At 71.5% G+C, this 18,124-nt stretch carries 14 protein-coding genes; 8 read left to right on the top strand and 6 right to left on the bottom strand.

Annotated features, from left to right (window positions below; genetic code table 11):
* The first annotated feature begins 255 nt into the window (after window positions 1–255).
* Complete coding sequence (gene ppdK, locus ACFHWY_RS16365) at window positions 256–3,012, top strand: pyruvate, phosphate dikinase (protein WP_416581053.1); 2,757 nt, start codon at window positions 256–258, stop codon at window positions 3,010–3,012.
* A gap of 26 nt (window positions 3,013–3,038) precedes the next feature.
* Here the strand turns inward: ppdK and ACFHWY_RS16360 are convergent, their stop codons facing one another.
* On the bottom strand, window positions 3,039–3,536 hold the full coding sequence (locus tag ACFHWY_RS16360) for a roadblock/LC7 domain-containing protein (RefSeq protein WP_416581052.1): 498 nt from the start codon (window positions 3,534–3,536) through the stop codon (window positions 3,039–3,041).
* A gap of 290 nt (window positions 3,537–3,826) precedes the next feature.
* Between ACFHWY_RS16360 and ACFHWY_RS16355 the strand changes: the two genes are divergently transcribed.
* From ACFHWY_RS16355 to ACFHWY_RS16325, 7 genes are all read left to right on the top strand, one after another.
* Complete coding sequence (locus tag ACFHWY_RS16355) at window positions 3,827–4,180, top strand: VOC family protein (RefSeq protein WP_416581051.1); 354 nt, start codon at window positions 3,827–3,829, stop codon at window positions 4,178–4,180.
* Window positions 4,177–5,418, top strand: a complete 1,242-nt coding sequence (locus tag ACFHWY_RS16350) for a deoxyguanosinetriphosphate triphosphohydrolase (RefSeq protein WP_416581050.1) — start codon at window positions 4,177–4,179, stop codon at window positions 5,416–5,418. The genes ACFHWY_RS16355 and ACFHWY_RS16350 overlap by 4 nt, the downstream gene beginning before the upstream one ends.
* Before the next feature lie 97 nt (window positions 5,419–5,515).
* Complete coding sequence (locus ACFHWY_RS16345; RefSeq protein WP_416581049.1) at window positions 5,516–6,361, top strand: siderophore-interacting protein; 846 nt, start codon at window positions 5,516–5,518, stop codon at window positions 6,359–6,361.
* A gap of 131 nt (window positions 6,362–6,492) precedes the next feature.
* Window positions 6,493–8,133, top strand: a complete 1,641-nt coding sequence (locus tag ACFHWY_RS16340) for a BCCT family transporter (RefSeq protein WP_416581048.1) — start codon at window positions 6,493–6,495, stop codon at window positions 8,131–8,133.
* Window positions 8,134–8,255: 122 nt separating this feature from the next.
* The gene (gene dnaG, locus ACFHWY_RS16335) at window positions 8,256–10,118 is read left to right on the top strand and encodes a DNA primase (RefSeq protein WP_416581047.1); all 1,863 of its coding nucleotides are present in this window, start codon (window positions 8,256–8,258) and stop codon (window positions 10,116–10,118) included.
* A 2-nt stretch (window positions 10,119–10,120) separates the two neighbouring features.
* Window positions 10,121–10,657: a hypothetical protein gene (locus ACFHWY_RS16330; protein ID WP_416581046.1), complete on the top strand. Its 537-nt coding sequence runs from the start codon at window positions 10,121–10,123 to the stop codon at window positions 10,655–10,657.
* The gene (locus tag ACFHWY_RS16325) at window positions 10,546–10,929 is read left to right on the top strand and encodes a Scr1 family TA system antitoxin-like transcriptional regulator (RefSeq protein ID WP_416581118.1); all 384 of its coding nucleotides are present in this window, start codon (window positions 10,546–10,548) and stop codon (window positions 10,927–10,929) included. The genes ACFHWY_RS16330 and ACFHWY_RS16325 overlap by 112 nt, the downstream gene beginning before the upstream one ends.
* Here the strand turns inward: ACFHWY_RS16325 and ACFHWY_RS16320 are convergent.
* The 5 genes from ACFHWY_RS16320 to ACFHWY_RS16300 form a co-directional block, all read right to left on the bottom strand.
* Window positions 10,914–11,921 carry a TAXI family TRAP transporter solute-binding subunit gene (locus ACFHWY_RS16320; RefSeq protein ID WP_416581045.1) on the bottom strand — a complete coding sequence of 336 codons (1,008 nt, stop codon included), beginning with the start codon at window positions 11,919–11,921 and terminating at the stop codon, window positions 10,914–10,916. The two genes, ACFHWY_RS16325 and ACFHWY_RS16320, sit on opposite strands and share 16 nt — an antisense overlap.
* The gene (locus tag ACFHWY_RS16315; protein ID WP_416581044.1) at window positions 11,918–12,310 is read right to left on the bottom strand and encodes a roadblock/LC7 domain-containing protein; all 393 of its coding nucleotides are present in this window, start codon (window positions 12,308–12,310) and stop codon (window positions 11,918–11,920) included. The genes ACFHWY_RS16320 and ACFHWY_RS16315 overlap by 4 nt, the downstream gene beginning before the upstream one ends.
* The gene (locus ACFHWY_RS16310; protein WP_416581043.1) at window positions 12,307–14,664 is read right to left on the bottom strand and encodes a nitrate- and nitrite sensing domain-containing protein; all 2,358 of its coding nucleotides are present in this window, start codon (window positions 14,662–14,664) and stop codon (window positions 12,307–12,309) included. Before ACFHWY_RS16310 ends, ACFHWY_RS16315 begins: the two co-directional genes overlap by 4 nt.
* Window positions 14,665–14,727: 63 nt before the next feature.
* Entirely contained in the window at window positions 14,728–15,744 is a 1,017-nt protein-coding gene (locus tag ACFHWY_RS16305; protein ID WP_416581042.1) for a TAXI family TRAP transporter solute-binding subunit, read from the bottom strand.
* A gap of 17 nt (window positions 15,745–15,761) precedes the next feature.
* The gene (locus tag ACFHWY_RS16300) at window positions 15,762–17,930 is read right to left on the bottom strand and encodes a TRAP transporter permease (RefSeq protein ID WP_416581041.1); all 2,169 of its coding nucleotides are present in this window, start codon (window positions 17,928–17,930) and stop codon (window positions 15,762–15,764) included.
* Window positions 17,931–18,124 lie beyond the last annotated feature (194 nt).

Here is an 18,124-nt window from a genome sequence, read left to right as displayed (position 1 = left end):
GCTGCGTGCCCTCTAGCGTACGGGGAGGTTCGCGATTGTTCGTTGGTGCTCATGGGACCGTTCCCAAAAGCTGTCGTGAACGCGGACAGTCGGGATTGCTGTGCCTATTGTCACCGAATGCTCGCGGCTTGCGCCGTGGTCGCTTAACCTTCGCCCACCGACCGGCACGGCTCCCTGGATAACCAGTGGCCAGTCCCGGGGTATCGAAGACCTGAACCTTCGTTAAGTGTCATTCCGGGCGCGTGGGAGGCTTTGGTGACAACGCAACAGACGGCCGAGCGCAAGTACGTCTACGACTTCGCCGAGGGCAACAAGGACCTCAAGGACCTCCTCGGCGGCAAGGGGGCCAACCTGGCCGAGATGACCCGGCTCGGCCTGCCCGTGCCGCCCGGCTTCACCATCACCACCGAGGCGTGCAAGGCGTACCTGGACACCGGTGCCGAACCCGCGGGGCTGACCGCCCAGATCGCCGCTCACCTCGGCGCACTGGAGCGGGAGATGGGCCGGCGGCTCGGCGACCCGGACGACCCGCTGCTGGTCTCCGTGCGTTCCGGGGCGAAGTTCTCGATGCCGGGGATGATGGAGACCGTCCTCAACGTGGGGCTCAACGACCGCAGCGTCGAAGGTCTCGCCCGGCAGGCTGGCGGCACCACCGACCCCGCCCCCTCCGGCGGCTCGAGCGGTCCGGCCGGCGGAGGGGACAGGTTCGCCTGGGACTCCTACCGGCGCCTGATCCAGATGTTCGGCAAGACGGTCTGCGAGGTGCCGGGCGAGGAGTTCGAGCACGCGCTCGACGAGGCCAAACGCGCCCGGGGTACCAGCGACGACCTCGACCTGGAAGCGGCCGACCTGCGCGGGCTGGTCGACGCGTTCAAAAAGATCTTCAAAGAGCACACCGGACGGGAGTTCCCTCAGGACCCGCGCGAGCAACTCGATCTGGCCGTGCGGGCGGTGTTCGAATCGTGGAACGCCGAGCGGGCGGTGGTCTACCGTCGCCAGGAGCGGATCCCGGCCGACCTCGGCACCGCGGTCAACGTGGTGGCGATGGTCTTCGGCAACCTCGGCCCCGACTCCGGTACCGGAGTCGCCTTCACCCGCGACCCGGCCAGTGGCACGCAGGGCATCTACGGCGACTACCTGGCCAACGCCCAGGGGGAGGACGTCGTCGCCGGCATCCGCAACACGGTGCCGTTGCAGGAGTTGGAGCGGATCGACAGGCACTCCTACGACGAGCTGCTCGACTACCTGGCCCGGCTGGAGCGGCACTACCGGGACCTGTGCGACATCGAGTTCACCATCGAGCGCGGCAAGCTGTGGATGCTGCAGACCCGGGTCGGCAAGCGCACCGCCGCAGCCGCTTTCGTCATCGCCGGCCAGCTGGTCGACGAGGGGCTGATCGACCTCGACGAGGCGCTGCACCGGGTCAACGGTGCGCAACTGGCCCAACTGATGTTCCCCCGTTTCCGACTCGACCACGACATCCAGCCGGTCGCCACCGGCATCGGTGCCTCGCCGGGCGCGGCGGTCGGCAAGGTGGTCTTCACCTCGGCCCGCGCGGTGGAGCTGGCCGCCGCCGGTGAGGCTGTCATCCTGGTCCGTCGGGAGACCAACCCGGACGACCTGAACGGCATGATCGCGGCGCAGGGCATCCTCACCTCGCGTGGCGGCAAGACCAGCCACGCCGCGGTGGTCGCCCGGGGTATGGGCAAGACCTGTGTCTCCGGCGCCGACGAACTGGACATCGATGTGCCGAAGCGGCGCTTCGCGGTGGCCGGGCGGACGGTCACCGAAGGCGACGTCGTCTCGATCGACGGCACCACCGGCAAGGTCTACCTGGGCGAAGTGCCGGTCAGCCCGTCGGAGGTGGTGCGGTACTTCGAGGGCGAAGTCGACCCGGCGAGCATCGACGACGCGCTGGTCCAAGCCGTACATCGGATCATGTCGCACGCTGATGCCCACCGGCGGCTCGCGGTACGCACGAACGCGGACACCGCGGCCGACGCGGCCCGGGCCCGGCGGTTCGGCGCCGAGGGTATCGGGTTGTGTCGGACCGAACACATGTTCCTCGGCGACCGGCGTGAGCTGGTCGAGCGGTTGATCCTGGCCCGCGCGGCAGGAGAGCGGGAGAAGGCGCTCGCCGCGCTGCTTCCGTTGCAGCGGGCGGACTTCGTGGACATCTTCCGGCAGATGGACGGCCTGCCGGTCACCGTCCGGCTGATCGACCCGCCGCTGCACGAGTTCCTGCCCCCGCTGGAGCAGCTCGCGGTCGACGTGGCGGTCGCCCAGGAGCGTGGTGAGGACGTCGCCAAGGAGGAGGCGTTGCTCGCCGCCGTACGCCGGATGCACGAGGAGAACCCGATGCTGGGACTGCGCGGGGTACGCCTCGGCCTGGTCATCCCCGGGCTGTTCGCGATGCAGGTGCGGGCCATCGTGGAGGCCGCCGTGGAATCCGCCGAGGGCGGCGGCGACCCGAGGCCGGAGATCATGGTGCCGCTGGTCGGTGCGGTGCAGGAGCTGGAGACGGTCCGCGCCGAGGCGGAGCGGATCATCGCGGAGGTGACCCGGGAGAAGGCCGTCGACGTGCTGATCGGCACAATGATCGAGGTGCCCCGGGCGGCGCTGACCGCCGGCCAGATCGCCGAGGCTGCCGAGTTCTTCTCCTTCGGCACCAACGACCTGACCCAGATGGGCTGGGGTTTCTCCCGCGACGACGTGGAGGGCGCGTTCTTCTGGCGCTACCTGGAGCTGGGCATTTTCGGCATCTCGCCATTCGAGTCCATCGACGCCGACGGCATCGGGCGGCTGGTGCGCATCGCCACCGAGGAGGGCCGGGCGGCCCGTCCCGGGTTGAAGATCGGCGTCTGCGGCGAGCACGGCGGCGACCCGGACTCGGTGCACTTCTTCCACTCGGTGGGGCTGGACTACGTCTCCTGCTCGCCGTTCCGGGTGCCGGTGGCGCGACTGGAGGCCGGCCGTGCCGCGATGGTCACCACCGGCTCGGACAGCCGCTGACGCTCGACCCTGCCGGGCCGGTCCGGTCAGATCGGCGGTCGACGCCAGCTGACGGGATCCCGGCGCGGACGCTGGTTCGGCAGGGTCGCCATCGGGCTCCGCACAGCCAGCGGGGCGTGTGGATCCGGTTGGTTGGGCAGCAGGGTCGGGCGCCGGCAGGCAGCCAGCGCCGGGCCGGAGCGGTGGACCATCGCCCGTGCCTCCTCGCGCAACGCCGTCAGGTCTGCCCCCGGCGAGGCGACCAGGGTCAGCAGGGCGTCCCGGCCGGCCGGGTAGGTGACCACGCAGCCGGCCGCGGTGTGCACGACGGACTCGTGGAACTCGCCCTGCCGGACGGTGGCCGCCATCCGGTGACCGAGGCCGAAGCTGGCCGCGGCCAGGGCCGCCAGGTGGGTGGCGTCGGTGGTGGGCAGGTCGCTGGAGATGAGCAGCCCGTCCGTGCCGGCCAGGACCGTGCCGGCGACCTCAGGGCGCCGCTGGCGCAGCCCGCGCAGTTCGGTGCCCATCATCGTTTCCGCGTTCACGAGCGTGTCTCTCCCACCGGTCGTGTCTCGCCGCAACAGGTGACGTTCCGCGATGGCGACGCTACCTGCGGGCGTCGATGTACGCGATCCCGTGACTGTCGGCGATCGGGCCGCAACTCTCGTCTGATCGGTGGATGCGGACCCGTCGGGCCACGCCGCGGGCGCGCCGTACGGGGCGGCCGGGCGTAACCTGAGCTCGCCCGAGGACCGTCGTCGCGAAGGGGTGGCCCGATGAGATCGCGTACCGAGCTGTCGATGGGACGTGTCGCCGGCGCGGCGGCGGTGTCGGCATGACCAGCGTTTGGGCGAGCTTGACCGTCGACGCCCGGGACCCGGGCCGGCTGGCCCGCTGGTGGGCGGAGGTGCTCGGCTACCAGGTGGTCGACGAGCGGCCGGCGGAGGTGGAGATCCGGCAGGGCGTCGACCGGTTGCCCGGCATCGTCTTCGTGGCGGTCCGCGGCGGCAAGCAGGGCAAGAACAGGTTGCACCTCGACCTGCGCCCGGCGGATCGGGAGGCCGAGGTGGAGCGGCTGGTCGACATGGGAGCCCGGCATGTCGACGTGGGTCAGGACGGCGACGACTGGACGGTGCTGGCCGACCCGGAGGGTAACGAGTTCTGCGTGCTGCGGCAGCGTGGGGATTGAGCGCTACGCCGATCGGGCCGGACGCGGCTCGCCGGGTGGCCGAACCGGCCAAGGATCCCGGCCACGACCGGTCGCCGTTCGAGCGGGACCGGGCGCGGGTGCTGCACTCGGCGGCCTTCCGCCGGCTGGCCGCGAAGACCCAGGTGCACGCGGCGGGCACGGACGATTTCCTGCGTACCCGGCTGACGCACTCCCTGGAGGTGGCTCAGATCGCTCGCGAGATGGGTGCCGGTCTGGGTTGCGACCCGGACGTGGTGGACACCGCCGGCCTGGCTCACGACCTCGGGCATCCGCCGTTCGGACACAACGGCGAGGCCGCGCTGGACGAGGTCGCGGCCGGCTGCGGTGGCTTCGAGGGCAACGCGCAGACGCTGCGGGTGCTGACCCGCCTGGAGGCGAAGGTGTACGGCCCCGACGCCGCCTCCGCCGGACTGAACCTCACCCGCGCGTGCCTCGACGCGGTCGTCAAGTATCCGTGGACCCGCCGGCCGGGTCGCCGCAAGTTCGGGGTGTACGCCGACGACCTGCCCGTCTTCGCCTGGCTCCGGGAGGGTTCGCCGGCCGGTGAGCGGCGTTGCCTGGAGGCGCAGGTGATGGACTGGGCAGACGACGTGGCCTACTCGGTGCACGACGTCGAGGACGGTATTCACGGCGGCTACCTGACCCTGGAGCCGCTGCTCGCCGACTCCGACGAGCGGGCGGCGCTCTGCGCCGACGTGGCCACCGCCTACTCGACCGAGTCGCCCGGCTACCTCGGCGAGGCGCTGGTCGACCTGCTCGCCGATCCGGTGCTCGCCCCGCTGGCCGGCTATGACGGCAGCCATCGCGCGCAGGCCGCGCTCAAGGCCACCACCAGCGCGCTGACCGGCCGTTTCGTGACGAACGCCGTCGCCGCCACCACCGACCGTTTCGGTCCCGGGCCGCATCGACGGTACGCGGCCGACCTCGTCGTACCCCGGTCGTTGCGGGCCCGGTGCGCGCTGCTCAAGGGCATCGCCCTGCGGTACGTGATGCGTCGGCCCGACGCGCAGGGGCGGTACCAGCGGCAGCGGGAGATCGTTACCGGTCTGGTGACCACGCTGGTGGCGCGGGCGCCGGAGGCGCTCGACCCGCTCTTCGCCCCGCTGTGGCGGGCGGCGTCCGATGACGCCGCCCGGCTGCGGGTGGTGGTCGACCAGGTGGCCTCGTTGACGGATCCGGCCGCGGTCGGCTGGCATGTTCGTCTGATCGGCAGCTGACACCAGGGTCGGTGGGCACCGCGCTGCTCCGGTGTCGGGTAGCCGCACCGCCGTGGGTGGCCGATGGTCGCGTTTCGAGTGAGGTTAGCCTAACCGAATGAGTGAGCGCCCGAAGAAGGTCACCTCCGCCCGCGTGCTGCGCACCTGGCGGCCCACCGCGCACGTGATCCGGCTGGTGCTCGGCGGTCCGGAACTGGCCGGCCTGCCGGTGGGCGAGTTCACCGACCACTACATCAAGATAGTGTTTCCGGTCGTCGGAGTCGATCATCCTCGGCCGACCGACCTCGCCGCGATCCGTCGCGAGTTGCCGCGCGAGCAGTGGCCCCGACTGCGCGCCTACACGGTGCGTGCCTGGGACGCGGTCAACGGTGAGTTGACGCTCGACGTGGTGCACCACGGTGACGAAGGGCTGGCCGGACCGTGGGCCGCCGCGCTGCGACCCGGCGACGAGGTGCTGTTCACCGGCCCGGGTGGGGCGTACGCGCCGAGCCCGGAGGCCGACTGGCACCTGCTGGTCGGCGACGAGAGCGCGTTGCCGGCGATCGCCGCGTCGCTGGCCCGGCTGCCGGCCGGAGCGTCCGCGCACGTGTTCGTCGAGGTCGACGGCGCGGCCGACGAGCAGCCGTTGCCCAGCCCCGGCGTGGTACACCCGACCTGGCTGCACCGGGGCGCTCGGCCGGTGGGTGAGGCGCTGGTGGCTGCGGTACGCGGACTGGACTTCCCGTCCGGCACGGTGCACGCCTTCGTGCACGGCGAGGCGTCCGTCGTCCGTCAGTTGCGCCGTCTCCTGCGGGTGGAGCGTGGCCTGTCCCGCGAATGGTTGTCCATTTCCGGGTACTGGCGTCAGGGCCTGGACGACGAGGGCTGGCGTGCCACCAAACCGGACTGGAACCGACAGGTCGAGGCCGACGAACAGGCCCGCAGTCTCGCCCGGCTCGGTTGACCATCGGGTCGGCAACCGGCAAGGTGGCATCCCAACGTGCCCGTCTGTGGCCGAAAGCCGACCGTCGGGTGTGATTTGCCGAATCGGGCATCGCAGGTGGCGGCGGACCAGGAGGATGGTCGGGGGTGACCATGAGTGAGCAGGCAGACGAGAAGACCGTTGGTACAGGCGGCACGATCGACCGGGTGGTGCTCGGTCTCGGTGTCGGCGGCGTGCTCGCCGTGGTGGTCTGGGGCGTGCTGGCGCGCGGCTCACTGGCCAGCGTCGGAGAGTCGGGCCTGGCCTGGGTGATCGAAACGTTCGGCTGGTTCTTCGTGGTGGCGGCAAACGCCTTCCTGGTGCTCGCGGTGGTACTGGCGCTGTCCCGGTTCGGCCGGATCCGGCTCGGCAAGGACGACGACGAGCCGGAGTTCACCGCGCTGGCCTGGATCGCCATGATGTTCAGCGCCGGCATGGGGATCGGCCTGGTCTTCTTCGCCGTCGCCGAACCCATCCAGCACTACGCCACCCCGCCTCCGGCGACCGGCGTCGAGCCGCAGACCGGCGCGGCGGCCTCGGCAGCCATGCAGTACACCCTCTTCCACTGGACCCTGCACCCGTGGGCGATCTACGCGGTGGTGGCGCTGGCGCTGGCGTACTCGACGTTCCGTCGTGGCCGGCAGAACCGCATCTCGGCGGCCTTCCAGCCGCTCATCGGGGACCGGGCCGACGGCACCACCGGTCGGGTCATCGACCTGCTGGCCGTCTTCGCCACCGTCTTCGGCTCGGCCACCAGCCTCGGTCTCGGCGCCCTCCAGGTCGCCGCCGGGCTGGACCTGGTCGCCGGCGTACCCGACAGCACCGCGGTGGAGCTGATCGTGATCGGGGCGCTCACGCTGGCCTTCGTGATCTCCGCCTTCACCGGACTACATCGCGGCATCAAGTGGCTCTCCACCACCAACGTGGTGCTGGCCGTCGCGCTGATGTTCTTCGTCTTCGTGGTCGGGCCGACCATCTACACCCTCGAGGTGCTGCCCGCCGCCATCGGGGACTATCTGAGCGGCCTGGTCGTCCTGTCCACCCGTACCGGTGCCTTCTCGGACCCGGCCTGGCTCGGCGGCTGGACGATTTTCTACTGGGCGTGGTGGATCTCCTGGGCACCGTTCGTCGGCACCTTCATCGCCCGCATCTCCCGAGGGCGTACGGTCCGGCAGTTCCTGATCGGCGTGCTGCTGGTGCCCAGCGGTGCCAGCGCCGTGTGGTTCGCGATCATGGGTGGCAGCGCGCTGCGGGTGCAGGCCACCGGGGCCCGTGACCTGGTCGCTGACGCCGCGACGAGCAGTGAGCAGGCCCTGTTCGGGTTGCTTGACGCGTTGCCGCTGGCGGCGGTGACCAGCGTGCTGGCCATGGTGCTGGTGGCGCTGTACTTCGTCACCAGCGCCGACTCCGCGTCGTTGGTGCTCGGCTCGCTGACGTCCCGGGGCGCGCTGCGACCGCACCGGGTGCTGGTGGTCCTCTGGGGCATCCTGATCGGCCTGGTCGCAGGGGTGCTGCTGTTCACCGGCGGTCTCGACGCGCTCCAGCAGGCCACCATCATGGTGGCGCTGCCGTTCGTGGTGGTGATGCTCGGTTTGGCCGCTGCCCTGATCAAGGACATGGCCCGCGATCCGCTGCTCGCGGTGCCGCCGCGCAACCGCCCGCAGGGCCTGGCGGAAGCGGTGCGCGCCGCCCGGTCGTACGAGGAGGAGGATCCGCCGCCGGTACGCCGTTACCTGCGCCGTCGCCCCGACTGAGGATCGGCTCGGGCTGCTCCGGGTGTTAACAGGGGCCCCTTCCTATGCCGTAGGCGTTAGGAAGGGGCCCCTCCTTCGCTGTCGGCCGGGCAGGGCAGGATGTAGCCGAGGAGGTGGCCGAAATGGCGGGGCGGATCCGGGACGAGGACATCGCGTTGGTCCGGGAGCGCACGTCCATCGCCGAGGTCATCTCCGACACGGTGACGCTCAGGTCGGCGGGCGGCGGCAACCTCAAGGGGCTCTGCCCGTTCCACGACGAGAAGAGCCCGTCGTTCAACGTGTCGCCCGCCCGCAACGTCTGGTACTGCTTCGGTTGCGGCGCGGGCGGGGACGCCATCAAGTTCCTGATGGACGCCGAGCACCTCAGTTTCGTCGAGGCGGTGGAGCGGCTCGCCGGCCGTGCCGGACTGCAACTGCGCTATGTCGAGGAGGACCGCGCCGCGCCGCGTGGCAACCGCCCGCAGCAGGGACAGCGGCAGCGGCTCGTCGCCGCGCACGCCGCCGCCGTGGAGTTCTACACCGCCCAGTTGGGCGCGGCCGGCGCGCGTGCCGCCCGGGAGTTCCTGGCCGAGCGCGGTTTCGACCGGGCTGCCGCACAGCGGTACGACTGCGGCTTCGCCCCGGACGGCTGGGATCTACTGACCCGGCACCTGCGCCAGCGTGGTTTCAGCCACGAAGAACTGGTCACCGCGGGGCTGTCCCGCCCGGCCCGGTCGGGCAACCTGATCGACCGCTTCCGGCGTCGGCTGCTCTGGCCGATCCGCGACCTCACCGGCGACGTGGTCGGCTTCGGTGCGCGCAAGCTCTTCGCCGACGACGACGGCCCGAAGTACCTCAACACACCTGAGACTCCGATCTACAAGAAGTCGCACGTGCTGTACGGCATCGACCAGGCCAAGCGGGAGATCGCCAAGCAGGGGCGGGTGGTGGTGGTCGAGGGCTACACCGACGTGATGGCCTGCCACCTGGCCGACGTACCGACCGCCGTCGCGACCTGCGGGACCGCGTTCGGCGGCGACCACATTGGCGTCCTGCGTCGGCTGCTGCTGGACACCGACGCGGTAGCCGGTGAGATCATCTTCACCTTTGACGGAGACGCCGCAGGGCAGAAGGCCGCGCTGCGCGCCTTCGAGGACGACCAGCGCTTCGTCGGACGTACCTTCATCGCGGTGAGCCCCGACAACATGGACCCGTGCGACCTGCGCCTGGCAAAGGGTGACCTGGCCGTCCGTGACCTGGTCGCCCGCCGCGAACCGCTTGTCGACTTCGCGCTGCGTCACGTCATCAGCCGGCACGACCTGGACACCGTGGACGGCCGGGTCGAGGCGATGCGCCGGGCGGCGCCGCTGGTGGCCAAGCTCAAGGACCAGGAGAAGCGCCCGGAGTACGTGCGCAAGCTCGCCGGTGACCTCGGCATGGAGATCGAGCCGGTGCAGCGGGCGGTGCTGGCGGCTGCCTCGGGTCGACCGGCGGACGGGCCCGCGCGTCCCGCCCGGAGCGGGCCGACGCCGGACAGCCCGCAGTCGATGGTGGAGCGGGAGGCGCTCAAACTGGCGCTACAGCAGCCGGTGCTTGCCGGGCCGATGTTCGACGCGGTCGAGGCGGCCGACTACCGGCATCCCGTGCATGCCGCGGTCCGGACGGCGATCGCGGCGGCCGGCGGAGCCTCGGGGGCGGCCGGCGGGGCGGTGTGGATCTCCTTGGTGCGGGACGCCTGCGAGGACCTCGCCGCCGCGGCACTCGTCGGTGAGCTGGCCGTGGAGCCGGTGCGGATCGACGGCGAGCCCGACCCGAGGTACGTCTCGATCACCATCGCCCGCCTACAGTGGGGTTCGGTCACCGCGCGGATCCGGGAGCTCAAGTCGCGGATCCAGCGGATCAACCCGGTTAACAACAAGGACGAGTATTTCGCCACCTTCGGCGAACTGCTGTCGCTGGAGCAGCACGCCCGCGCGCTGCGCGAGCAGGCGGCGGGAGAGCTGTGACCATGAGACTGTTCCGCCGCCGGCCGAAGCTGCCACCGGCCGCCCGGCCCCCGTTGGAGCGCGACGAGCGGCTGCTGGCTTGGGCTGCCGCCGGTAACGGCGAGGGTGACGGCGTGGTCGTCGCCACCAACCTCGGGCTCTGGCTGCCAGGTCGGAGTCACCGAATCGGCTGGCACGACCTAGTCAAGGCCGTCTGGTCGGGGCGGGAGTTGACCGTCATCCCGGGTGAGCCGGCCGCCGAGCGCGACGGCTACCAGCTGGTCGTCGACTCCCCGGCCGAGCGCTACCTGCTGCTCGATCCGGGTGACCTGCCGCACCAGGTACGCACCCGGGTGACCCGGTCGGTGGCGTACACCCAACAGCACGCCCTGCCGGGCGGCTCCGGCCGGATCGTCGGCCGCCGCATCTCCGGCGTGGACGGTCTGACCTGGATGGTCCGGCTGGACCCCGGCACTCCCGTCGACGACGAGGCGGTCCTCGCCGAGACCGATCGCCTGGTCGCCGCGGCCCGCGCCGCCACCACACCCTCCGACCTGTAACGCGCGCCCCACTCGCGCTGCGTCGCCGGATCGGCGGCCCGGAGGTGATGGGCGAGCAACTGCGACACCTGGTGAAGCTCGGCTCTCCGCTGCCCGGGTCCCAATCCAGGTCGTGCCGCGGGGCCAGAGGCCTGGTGCGACGACACAGACGGATCAGCTCCGCAGGGGTCGCGGGAGGCCAAGGAGGAACCCCGCCGTCCTGCAGCTGCCGGTCCCCCTGGTCCACACTGTTGCAACGCGACGCCAGGGGCCGGGGTCAGCCGCCCTGGTAGTAGCGGCCGGCACCGGGGTGCAGGGGGATGGGATCGGTGGTGGCGGCGCTCTGTCGGTCGAAGTTGCGTGCCTCCGGGTGCGCCGCGGCCAGGTCCGCCTGGTAGGTGAAGAGCAACCGGGTCAGGTCGTACGCCAGTTGGTCGGGCATGTCCGTGCTGACCAGGATCACGTTCGCGACCGTGACGGTCGGGGTGCCGGACGGCGTGTCATAGGCGTCGCGGGGGAGCTCGGCGGTGGTGTACACCGAGCCGTGGGCCGCGCTGAGCGACTCGCTGAGGTTGGCGACCGGCAGCAGTGCGAAGCGGTCCGCGGTGCTGGTGAGCAGGTCGGCGATGCCCGGGGTGGGCAACCCACCCGAGAAGAACATCGCGTCCAGCGTGCCGGCGCGCATCCGGGCCACCGTCTCCGGCAGCGAGAGGCGGGCCCGGCGGACGTCCCGCTCCGGATCCAGCCCGGCGGCGGTGAGCATCCGGCCGGCGATGACGTCGGTACCGGACTTGGGTGAGCCGGTGGAGACCCGCATACCGCGTATCGCCGCGAGGTCGGTCACCTGCGAGTCGGCCCGGACGATCACGTGCGTGTAGTTGCTGTAGACGCGGGCCAGCGCACGCACCGGTTGGGGCCGGCCGGCGAAGGCGCCACGGCCCGCGCTGGCGTCGGCAGCCGTGTCGGCCAGGCTGAAGGCGATCTCCATGTCGCCGTCAACCAGCCGGGTGATGTTCTCGCCCGAGGCTCCGGTCGGTTCGGCCCGGGCCTCGTAGCCGGGCAGGTGACGGCTGATGATGTCGGCGTAGCCGCCTCCGAGTTGGTAGTAAACCCCGGTGGTGTTTCCGGTGGCGAGGAAGATCCGCCCGTCGTGCCACGGTCGTGGCTGCCGGGTGTCCTCGGTGGCGCAGCCGGCGACGAGCGTGACCGCCACCAGCACCGCCGCCAACCAAACACGCCCGCCGGCACCGCTGACGGGGTCGGTGGTGTGAGGACGACCACTCATGCCCGTACCGCCGGTTCGAGTGCCTCGGCGACCCGTTGGACCAGGGTCGCCGTCTCAAAGCCGATCTGGCCCAGGTCACAACCCGAAGCGGCCAGTACCCCGAGCAGGGCGCGGTCGCCGACGGCCATCACCAGCAGTACCCCGCCGTCCATGTCGATGATCTGCTGCCGAACCCGGCCGGCCGACATCAGCCGCGCGGCGCCGAAGGTCAGGCTGGCCAGGCCGCTGATCACAGCGGAGAGTTGGTCGGCCTGGTCGGTCGACAGATGCGGCGAGGCCGCCAGGCGTAGACCGTCTCCGGACAGCGCGAGGGCGTGCGACACGTCGGGTACCTGATCGGCGAAGTTTGCCAGGAGCCAATCGAGGCCGGGGCTGCCGTTGGGCGTCATCTAGGTCTCCCGTTCGTCTGCTGGTTACGTCGCATCGCATGGGCCACGCCGGCGGAGAGGGCGGAGAGCCGGGCCCGGACCACCTCGGGGTCGAGCAGGTCGGTGGCGGCCTGCGGCGGGGGTACGTCGTGCAGTTCGGCCTGCAGTCCGCCACCGCGTACCCGCCGGGGCAGGCCGGACCTGGTGGCTTCCGCAGTCTGCACGGCGCCAGGCTGCCAGGCCGGCGCCACGCCGTTCACCACCGGCAGGGCCATCGTCGGCGCCTGGTGGACGTTGAAGTGGTCCGGTGCGGCACCGACCGTCGCCCTCGGCGCGGGCGCCGACCGGCCACCGGCACCCCCGGTCCGGAACCAACCGTCGACGCTTGCGGACACCGCTTTGCGGTCTGCCGTCCGAGCGGTGCCCGCCGGCCGGGCGCCGGGCTGCTCCATCCGGGTGAGCACCGTCTCCGGCACGTCCACCTGTGCCACGGTGCCGGAACCGGCGCTGTGCAGCCGCACGTGGATTCCGTGCCGGGTGGCCAGGTGGGAGACCACGTGCAGGCCCATGCTGCCGGCCGCCGCGCTGGACAGCATGGCCGGCGCGCGCAGACCTTCGTTGATCTCGGCAAGCCGGTTCTCGCCGATACCGATGCCCTGATCGTGTACGCGCAGAGTGAGCCCGTCGATCGTCCGGCGGCCGTCCACGTGCACCGGTGTCTGCGGCGGTGAGTACGAGGTGGCGTTCTCCAGCAGTTCGGCCAGCAGGTGCACCAGGTTACCCACGGCCGAGCCGGTCACCGCGACGGTCGGCACGTTGATCTCGACCCGGGCGTACTCCTCGATCTCGGAGGCGGCGCCGCGTACCACGTCGGCGAGCAGGTGCGGCCCCTCGTGCGAGCGGCCGGGTTCGCCGCCGGCGAGGACCAGTAGGTTCTCCCCGTTGCGTCGCATCCGAGCGGCGAGGTGATCGAGCGCGAAGAGCCGGGCCAGCGCGTCCGGGTCGGTTTCGTCCTGCTCGAACTCGTCGAGCAGCCGCAGTTGCCGGGTGATCAGCGTGCGGATCCGGCGGGCCAGTGCCTCGACCATCCGGGTCACGTCCATCCGCAGCTCGGCCTGTTCGCCGGCGAGTCGCAGGGCGGCCCGGTTGACCGTGTCGAACGCCTCGGCCACCTGGGCGATCTCGTCGCGCCCGCGGCTGATGCCGGCGGTGAGCTGGGACGCGGGGCCGTCGCTCCGGCCACCCTCACCTGCTGAGATGGCGGTGATCCGTGCCGGCAGTTCGCGGTGCGCCATGGTGAGCGCCGCCACCCGCAGTCGGCGTAGTCGGCGGCTGGTGCGTACCGCCAGCAACGCCGCGGCGGCCAGCGAGGCCAACGCCAGCGCTCCGGTGGACCCGCCGGTGAGCAGCGCCCGCTGGCGGGCGTCGCCCGCCAGTTCGGCGGCGCGCCGGTCGAGTTCGTCGGAGAGTTCCCGCCCGAGCAGATTGATCCGGCGGATGGCGCCGCTCTGGGCGACGTACCAGGCGTCACCGTCGACGGCGAGCGCGGCCGGCTCGGTGTCGGCGTTCAGGGCGCTGTCGCGCATCCGCCGCGCGGTGGAGACGTCGGTGCCGGCGAGCAGGCGGGCGTACGCGCCGGTGGCGCGTTCACCGGCGATCCGGGAGAATTCCGCCTGGCGTTGTTCCTGCGCGCCGCGCAGCCGGCCGAGCTGGGTGAGTTCGCCCGGGGCCAGCGTGCCCCGGACGAAGACGGCCCGCAGCAGGTCACGTTCCAGGGACGCCAGGTGCTCCTGGGCGGCGACCGTGGCCACCTCGCGGGCACGATTGGCAAGTTCGGGGTCGCGTAGCTGGGCGGGGAGCGCGTCCGCGACGGCCAGGAGTGAGTCCACCAGGCCCACGTAGGTCGGGTCGGCGGTGGCGGCGCGGAGCGCGGTGCCCCGCGCATCGTCGAGCTGGTCGAGGTGCTCGTTGACCCCGTCGAGGGCCCGGCCGAGGTCAGGGGTGGTGCGGCGGGCGTCGGCGCTGGCGGATCTATACCGCTCGGTGGCCTCGTCGACCCGCCGCCGCTGGGCGTCTACCAACTGCCGGCCGGAGGTCCCGCCGCGTTGGCGTAGTGCCGCCGTCTCGCCGAGTTCCCGCTCCAGTTCGTGCACCAGTGAGACGGTCGCGGTGGCGGTGCCGGCCAGCACCCTGGCGCGCTCGGCGTCGGTGGAGGCGGCCAGCGCGTTTCCGGTCTGGATGGCGCCCAGGACGAGCAGGCCGGTGGTGGCGACGAGGATGGGCGCGAGCAGTTGGGTACGCACCGACCACAGCCGGCCGGTGTGGCCGGACGGACGGTTGTGCCGGCGCACGCGGGCCAGGGAGGACAGCGGCACGGGGATCTCCCGAGGTCGGGGGCGGCCGGACCGGGTGGGGAGCCCCGGTCCGGCCGCCGTCGGTCAGCTTGCGCCGAGGTCCAGCAACGCCTTGGCCGCGCCCCGGTGCAGGCCGACCGGGTCGGTCCGGCGGGCGGTGTTCAGGGCGATGCCCCTGGCCGCGGGATTGGCCTGGGCCAGTGCGTCCTTCTTCTCGAACACGGTCCGGGTGATGGCACAGGCCACGTTGGCATCGAGATCCTTGCGGACGAGTAGCACGTTCGGGACCACAATGGTCGGGGTGTCCGCCACTGTGGAGTACACGTCCTTGCCGATCGTGCCGGCCTGGTACGCGGGGTTCAGCTCGCTCATCTTAGGTAGTAGAGGCGCAATGTCGATGAACTTCACCTTGTCGCCGGCGGTGGTGAAAAGATCCGTGAGCCCGCCGGTGGGTAGGCCGCCGGACCAGAAGAAGCCGTCGACACTGCCGTCCTTGACGCCCTCGACCGTCTTGGTGAGATCCAGCCGCTGGGCCTGGACTTCCGTCGCCGGGTCGAGGCCGGCGGCTTCCAGCAGGCGGTTCGCGATGACCTCGGTACCGGACTTGGGCGAGCCGGTCGATACCTTCCGGCCCTTCATGTCGGCCACCGAGTTGATGCCCGAGTCGGCCCGGACGACCACCTGGGTGTAGTTGTCGTAGATCCGGGTCAGGGCCTCGACCGGCTGCGGTGCGGTGAAGCTGTCCTTGCCCTCCACCGCGTTGACGGCGGTGTCGAACAGCGAGAAGGCCACGTCGTACTGACCGCCGACGAGTTGTTCGATGTTCTGGACCGACGCTCCGGTCTCGGCCGCGGTGCCGGTGAGTCGGCCGCCGGTGCTGTCCGAGAGTTGCCCGGCCAGGGCGTTGCCGACCACGTAGTAGACGCCGGTGGCGTTACCGGTGGCGATGCCCACCCGGGTGTTCTCGGCCACCTCACAGGTGACGGCGCTCGCGGTGTCGTCCGTTGCGGCGGCGCCCTGACGACCTCCGCAACCGGCGCCGCCGGCGACGAGGACGAGTGCTCCCGCCCCCGCGACGAGGCGCACGTTGATCCGTCCCACTCTGTCTCCTTCCAAGGTCATGCCGGTGATCCGGCTCGCGTCCCGCCGGAGGGGCCGGGGGATCCGCGTCGTACGAAAACGCCCACCGTCATGACACCGGCCAGCACTGCGCCGATCGCGATGGGCACGGGTTGCAGCCAGAGCAGGGTCAGGCCGGCGGCCACGCCGACCAGTCGTTCCGGTACCCCCACCGGGCCGACGCCGGGCAGCCAGCCGCCGGCTGCGACGGCCAGTACCGCCACGCCGAGCGCGGTGACCGCGGTGGCGACGAGAATGCGCCGCGGGCCACCGATGCCGAGCAGACCGAGCCCGGTCGGGGTGATCACGAAGGCCAGTGGGATCAGGTACGCAGGCAGCGCGTACCGCAGGGTGTGCCACATGGTCGGCACCAACCGTCCGCCGGTGATCGCGGCGGCGGCGACGGCGGCGAGCGCGGTCGGCGGCGACACCTCGGAGAGCACCGCGAAGTAGAAGACGAACATCGCCGCGGCGGGTGCGCTGACCCCCAGGTCGAGCAGGGCCGGTCCGATGATCACCCAGCCGATCACGAAGGAGGCGGTCACCGGGATTGCCAGGCCGAGCAGGCTGAGCGCCACTGCGGCGAGCAGCGCGGTGAGCGCGAGCACCACGGCCGGCTCGGAGCTGACCGCGCTCGCGGCGTCGACCAGCAGCGCGGCGGCCTGCGGACCCAGCCCGGTCTTCGTGGTGGTGGCGGTGATGATGCCGGCCGCCGCACAGACCACGGTCACCGCGAGGACACCGCGTACCCCGCTGGAGAGCGCGGCGACCATCCGGCGTGGGGTGAGTCGGTGTGTTCGGTCCAGGAAGGACAGCGCGATCGCGAGCAGGGTGGCCAGCACCACGGCGCGGGTGGCCGACAGCCCGATGGCGAGTAGACCCACGATGGCGAACAGGGAGGCGAAGTGGTACCCGGAGCGGGCCAGCAATCGCCAGGCGGAGTGGGCCGGCATGGCCGCCGGTCGCACCCCGGACCGCCGCGCGTCGATCTCCACCGAGAGCACGATGCCGAGGTAGTAGAGCACGGTCGGCACCATTGCCCAGCCCAGCACCTGCAGGTAGGACACGCCGAGGTACTCGGCGATGATGAAGGCCGCCGCGCCGAGCGTCGGCGGGGAGAGGATGGCGCCCACGCCTGCGGCGGCGAGCATCCCACCGGCCCGTTCCGCCGGATAGCCGGCGCGGCGCAGGATCGGCCAGGTGACCGCACCGATGCTGACGGTCGTGGCCGCCCCGGAGCCGGAGACGGTGCCGAGCAGGAAGCCGGAGGCCACCGCCGTGCGACCGGCGGCGGTGCGGGAACGCCGGAACGCCGCGGCGGACAGGTCCACGAAGAACCGGCCCGCGCCAGAGATGTCGAGCACCGCGCCGTAGATGGTGAACAGCACTATGTACGTGGCTGCCACGTCCAGCGGGGTGCCGTAGAAGCCGCTGTCGGAGTTGTAGAAGGCGTCCACCAGTTGCCCGAAGTCCAGGCCGGCGTGAGCGACCGCCCAGGTCTGCGGGAGCAGGCCGCCGTAGTAGCCGTAGCCGAGGAAGACCAGGCAGACCGCCGGCAGGATCCACCCGGTGGTGCGTCGGCACGCCTCCAGCAGCAGGAGCAGCAGTACGGTGCCCAGCAGCACGTCCACGCCGACGAGCAGGCCCTGCCGATCGAGGAAGGCGTCGTAGCCGCCGCCACCCCCACCGAGCGGGATCGGCAGCACCGGGTAAAGGCAGCCGGCCAGCGCGACGGCGGCCAGCGCCCAGTCGACCCGGCTCGGGCCGCTGTGGCGGGTGGCCGTCCTCCGGCGCGCCGGCGTCGCGGTCCGGCGGGCGGAGAGCGACCGCAGCAGGCGGGGCAGCCGCCAGTCGGCCGGGTAGGCGAGGAAGACCAGCGGGAGCACGCCGGCCAGGAAGAAGATCAGGTAGTACTTGCTGCCCTGGGCCAGCGGCCGGAATACCTGCCAGAGGGCGAACAGGGCGATCGCCAGCGTCGCGGCGGTCAGGATGAGGGCGACCGGGCCGGTCAGCGTACGGCCGGGCTTCTCCTCCTCGAATTGGGCGGCGAGTTCGGCCGGGTCGACCTCGGCGGCGGGTGGCCTGGTCTCCGGGTCGGCCTCTACTACTCGGGCGTGGGCGCCGGGGCGCTCGGGTCCGGGGTCATCGGTGAATCGGATAGCCGACACGAGGGGGGACGATACGCGAATCGGCTCCGCGTTGGGGGCATTGTCTACGGTCACTTCACTGAGTGACTTTCGATTTGTTCAAGTCGTGCCTGGGTGAATGTTTCAGAATAGCCTTCGCAATCGCGGCGGACGTGCTGATCGCCGTTCGCGTGTCGATCGTGGAGGCTGTGTACGTTGTCCGCTTTCAGGCATTC

Origin of the sequence: Micromonospora sp. LOL_024, assembly GCF_048060415.1 — a bacterium.
Classification (GTDB): domain Bacteria; phylum Actinomycetota; class Actinomycetes; order Mycobacteriales; family Micromonosporaceae; genus Micromonospora.
This window is presented reverse-complemented; position numbering and strand designations above follow the sequence as displayed.

What these genes read in the sequence shown, in the direction of transcription:
- ACFHWY_RS16355 (WP_416581051.1), top strand. Translation starts at nt 3,827, where the DNA reads ATGACCAGCGTTTGGGCGAGCTTGACCGTCGACGCCCGGGACCCGGGC.
- ACFHWY_RS16345 (WP_416581049.1), top strand. Translation starts at nt 5,516, where the DNA reads ATGAGTGAGCGCCCGAAGAAGGTCACCTCCGCCCGCGTGCTGCGCACC.
- ACFHWY_RS16340 (WP_416581048.1), top strand. Translation starts at nt 6,493, where the DNA reads ATGAGTGAGCAGGCAGACGAGAAGACCGTTGGTACAGGCGGCACGATC.
- dnaG (WP_416581047.1), top strand. Translation starts at nt 8,256, where the DNA reads ATGGCGGGGCGGATCCGGGACGAGGACATCGCGTTGGTCCGGGAGCGC.
- ACFHWY_RS16330 (WP_416581046.1), top strand. Translation starts at nt 10,121, where the DNA reads ATGAGACTGTTCCGCCGCCGGCCGAAGCTGCCACCGGCCGCCCGGCCC.
- ACFHWY_RS16320 (WP_416581045.1), bottom strand. Translation starts at nt 11,921, where the DNA reads ATGAGTGGTCGTCCTCACACCACCGACCCCGTCAGCGGTGCCGGCGGG.
- ACFHWY_RS16315 (WP_416581044.1), bottom strand. Translation starts at nt 12,310, where the DNA reads ATGACGCCCAACGGCAGCCCCGGCCTCGATTGGCTCCTGGCAAACTTC.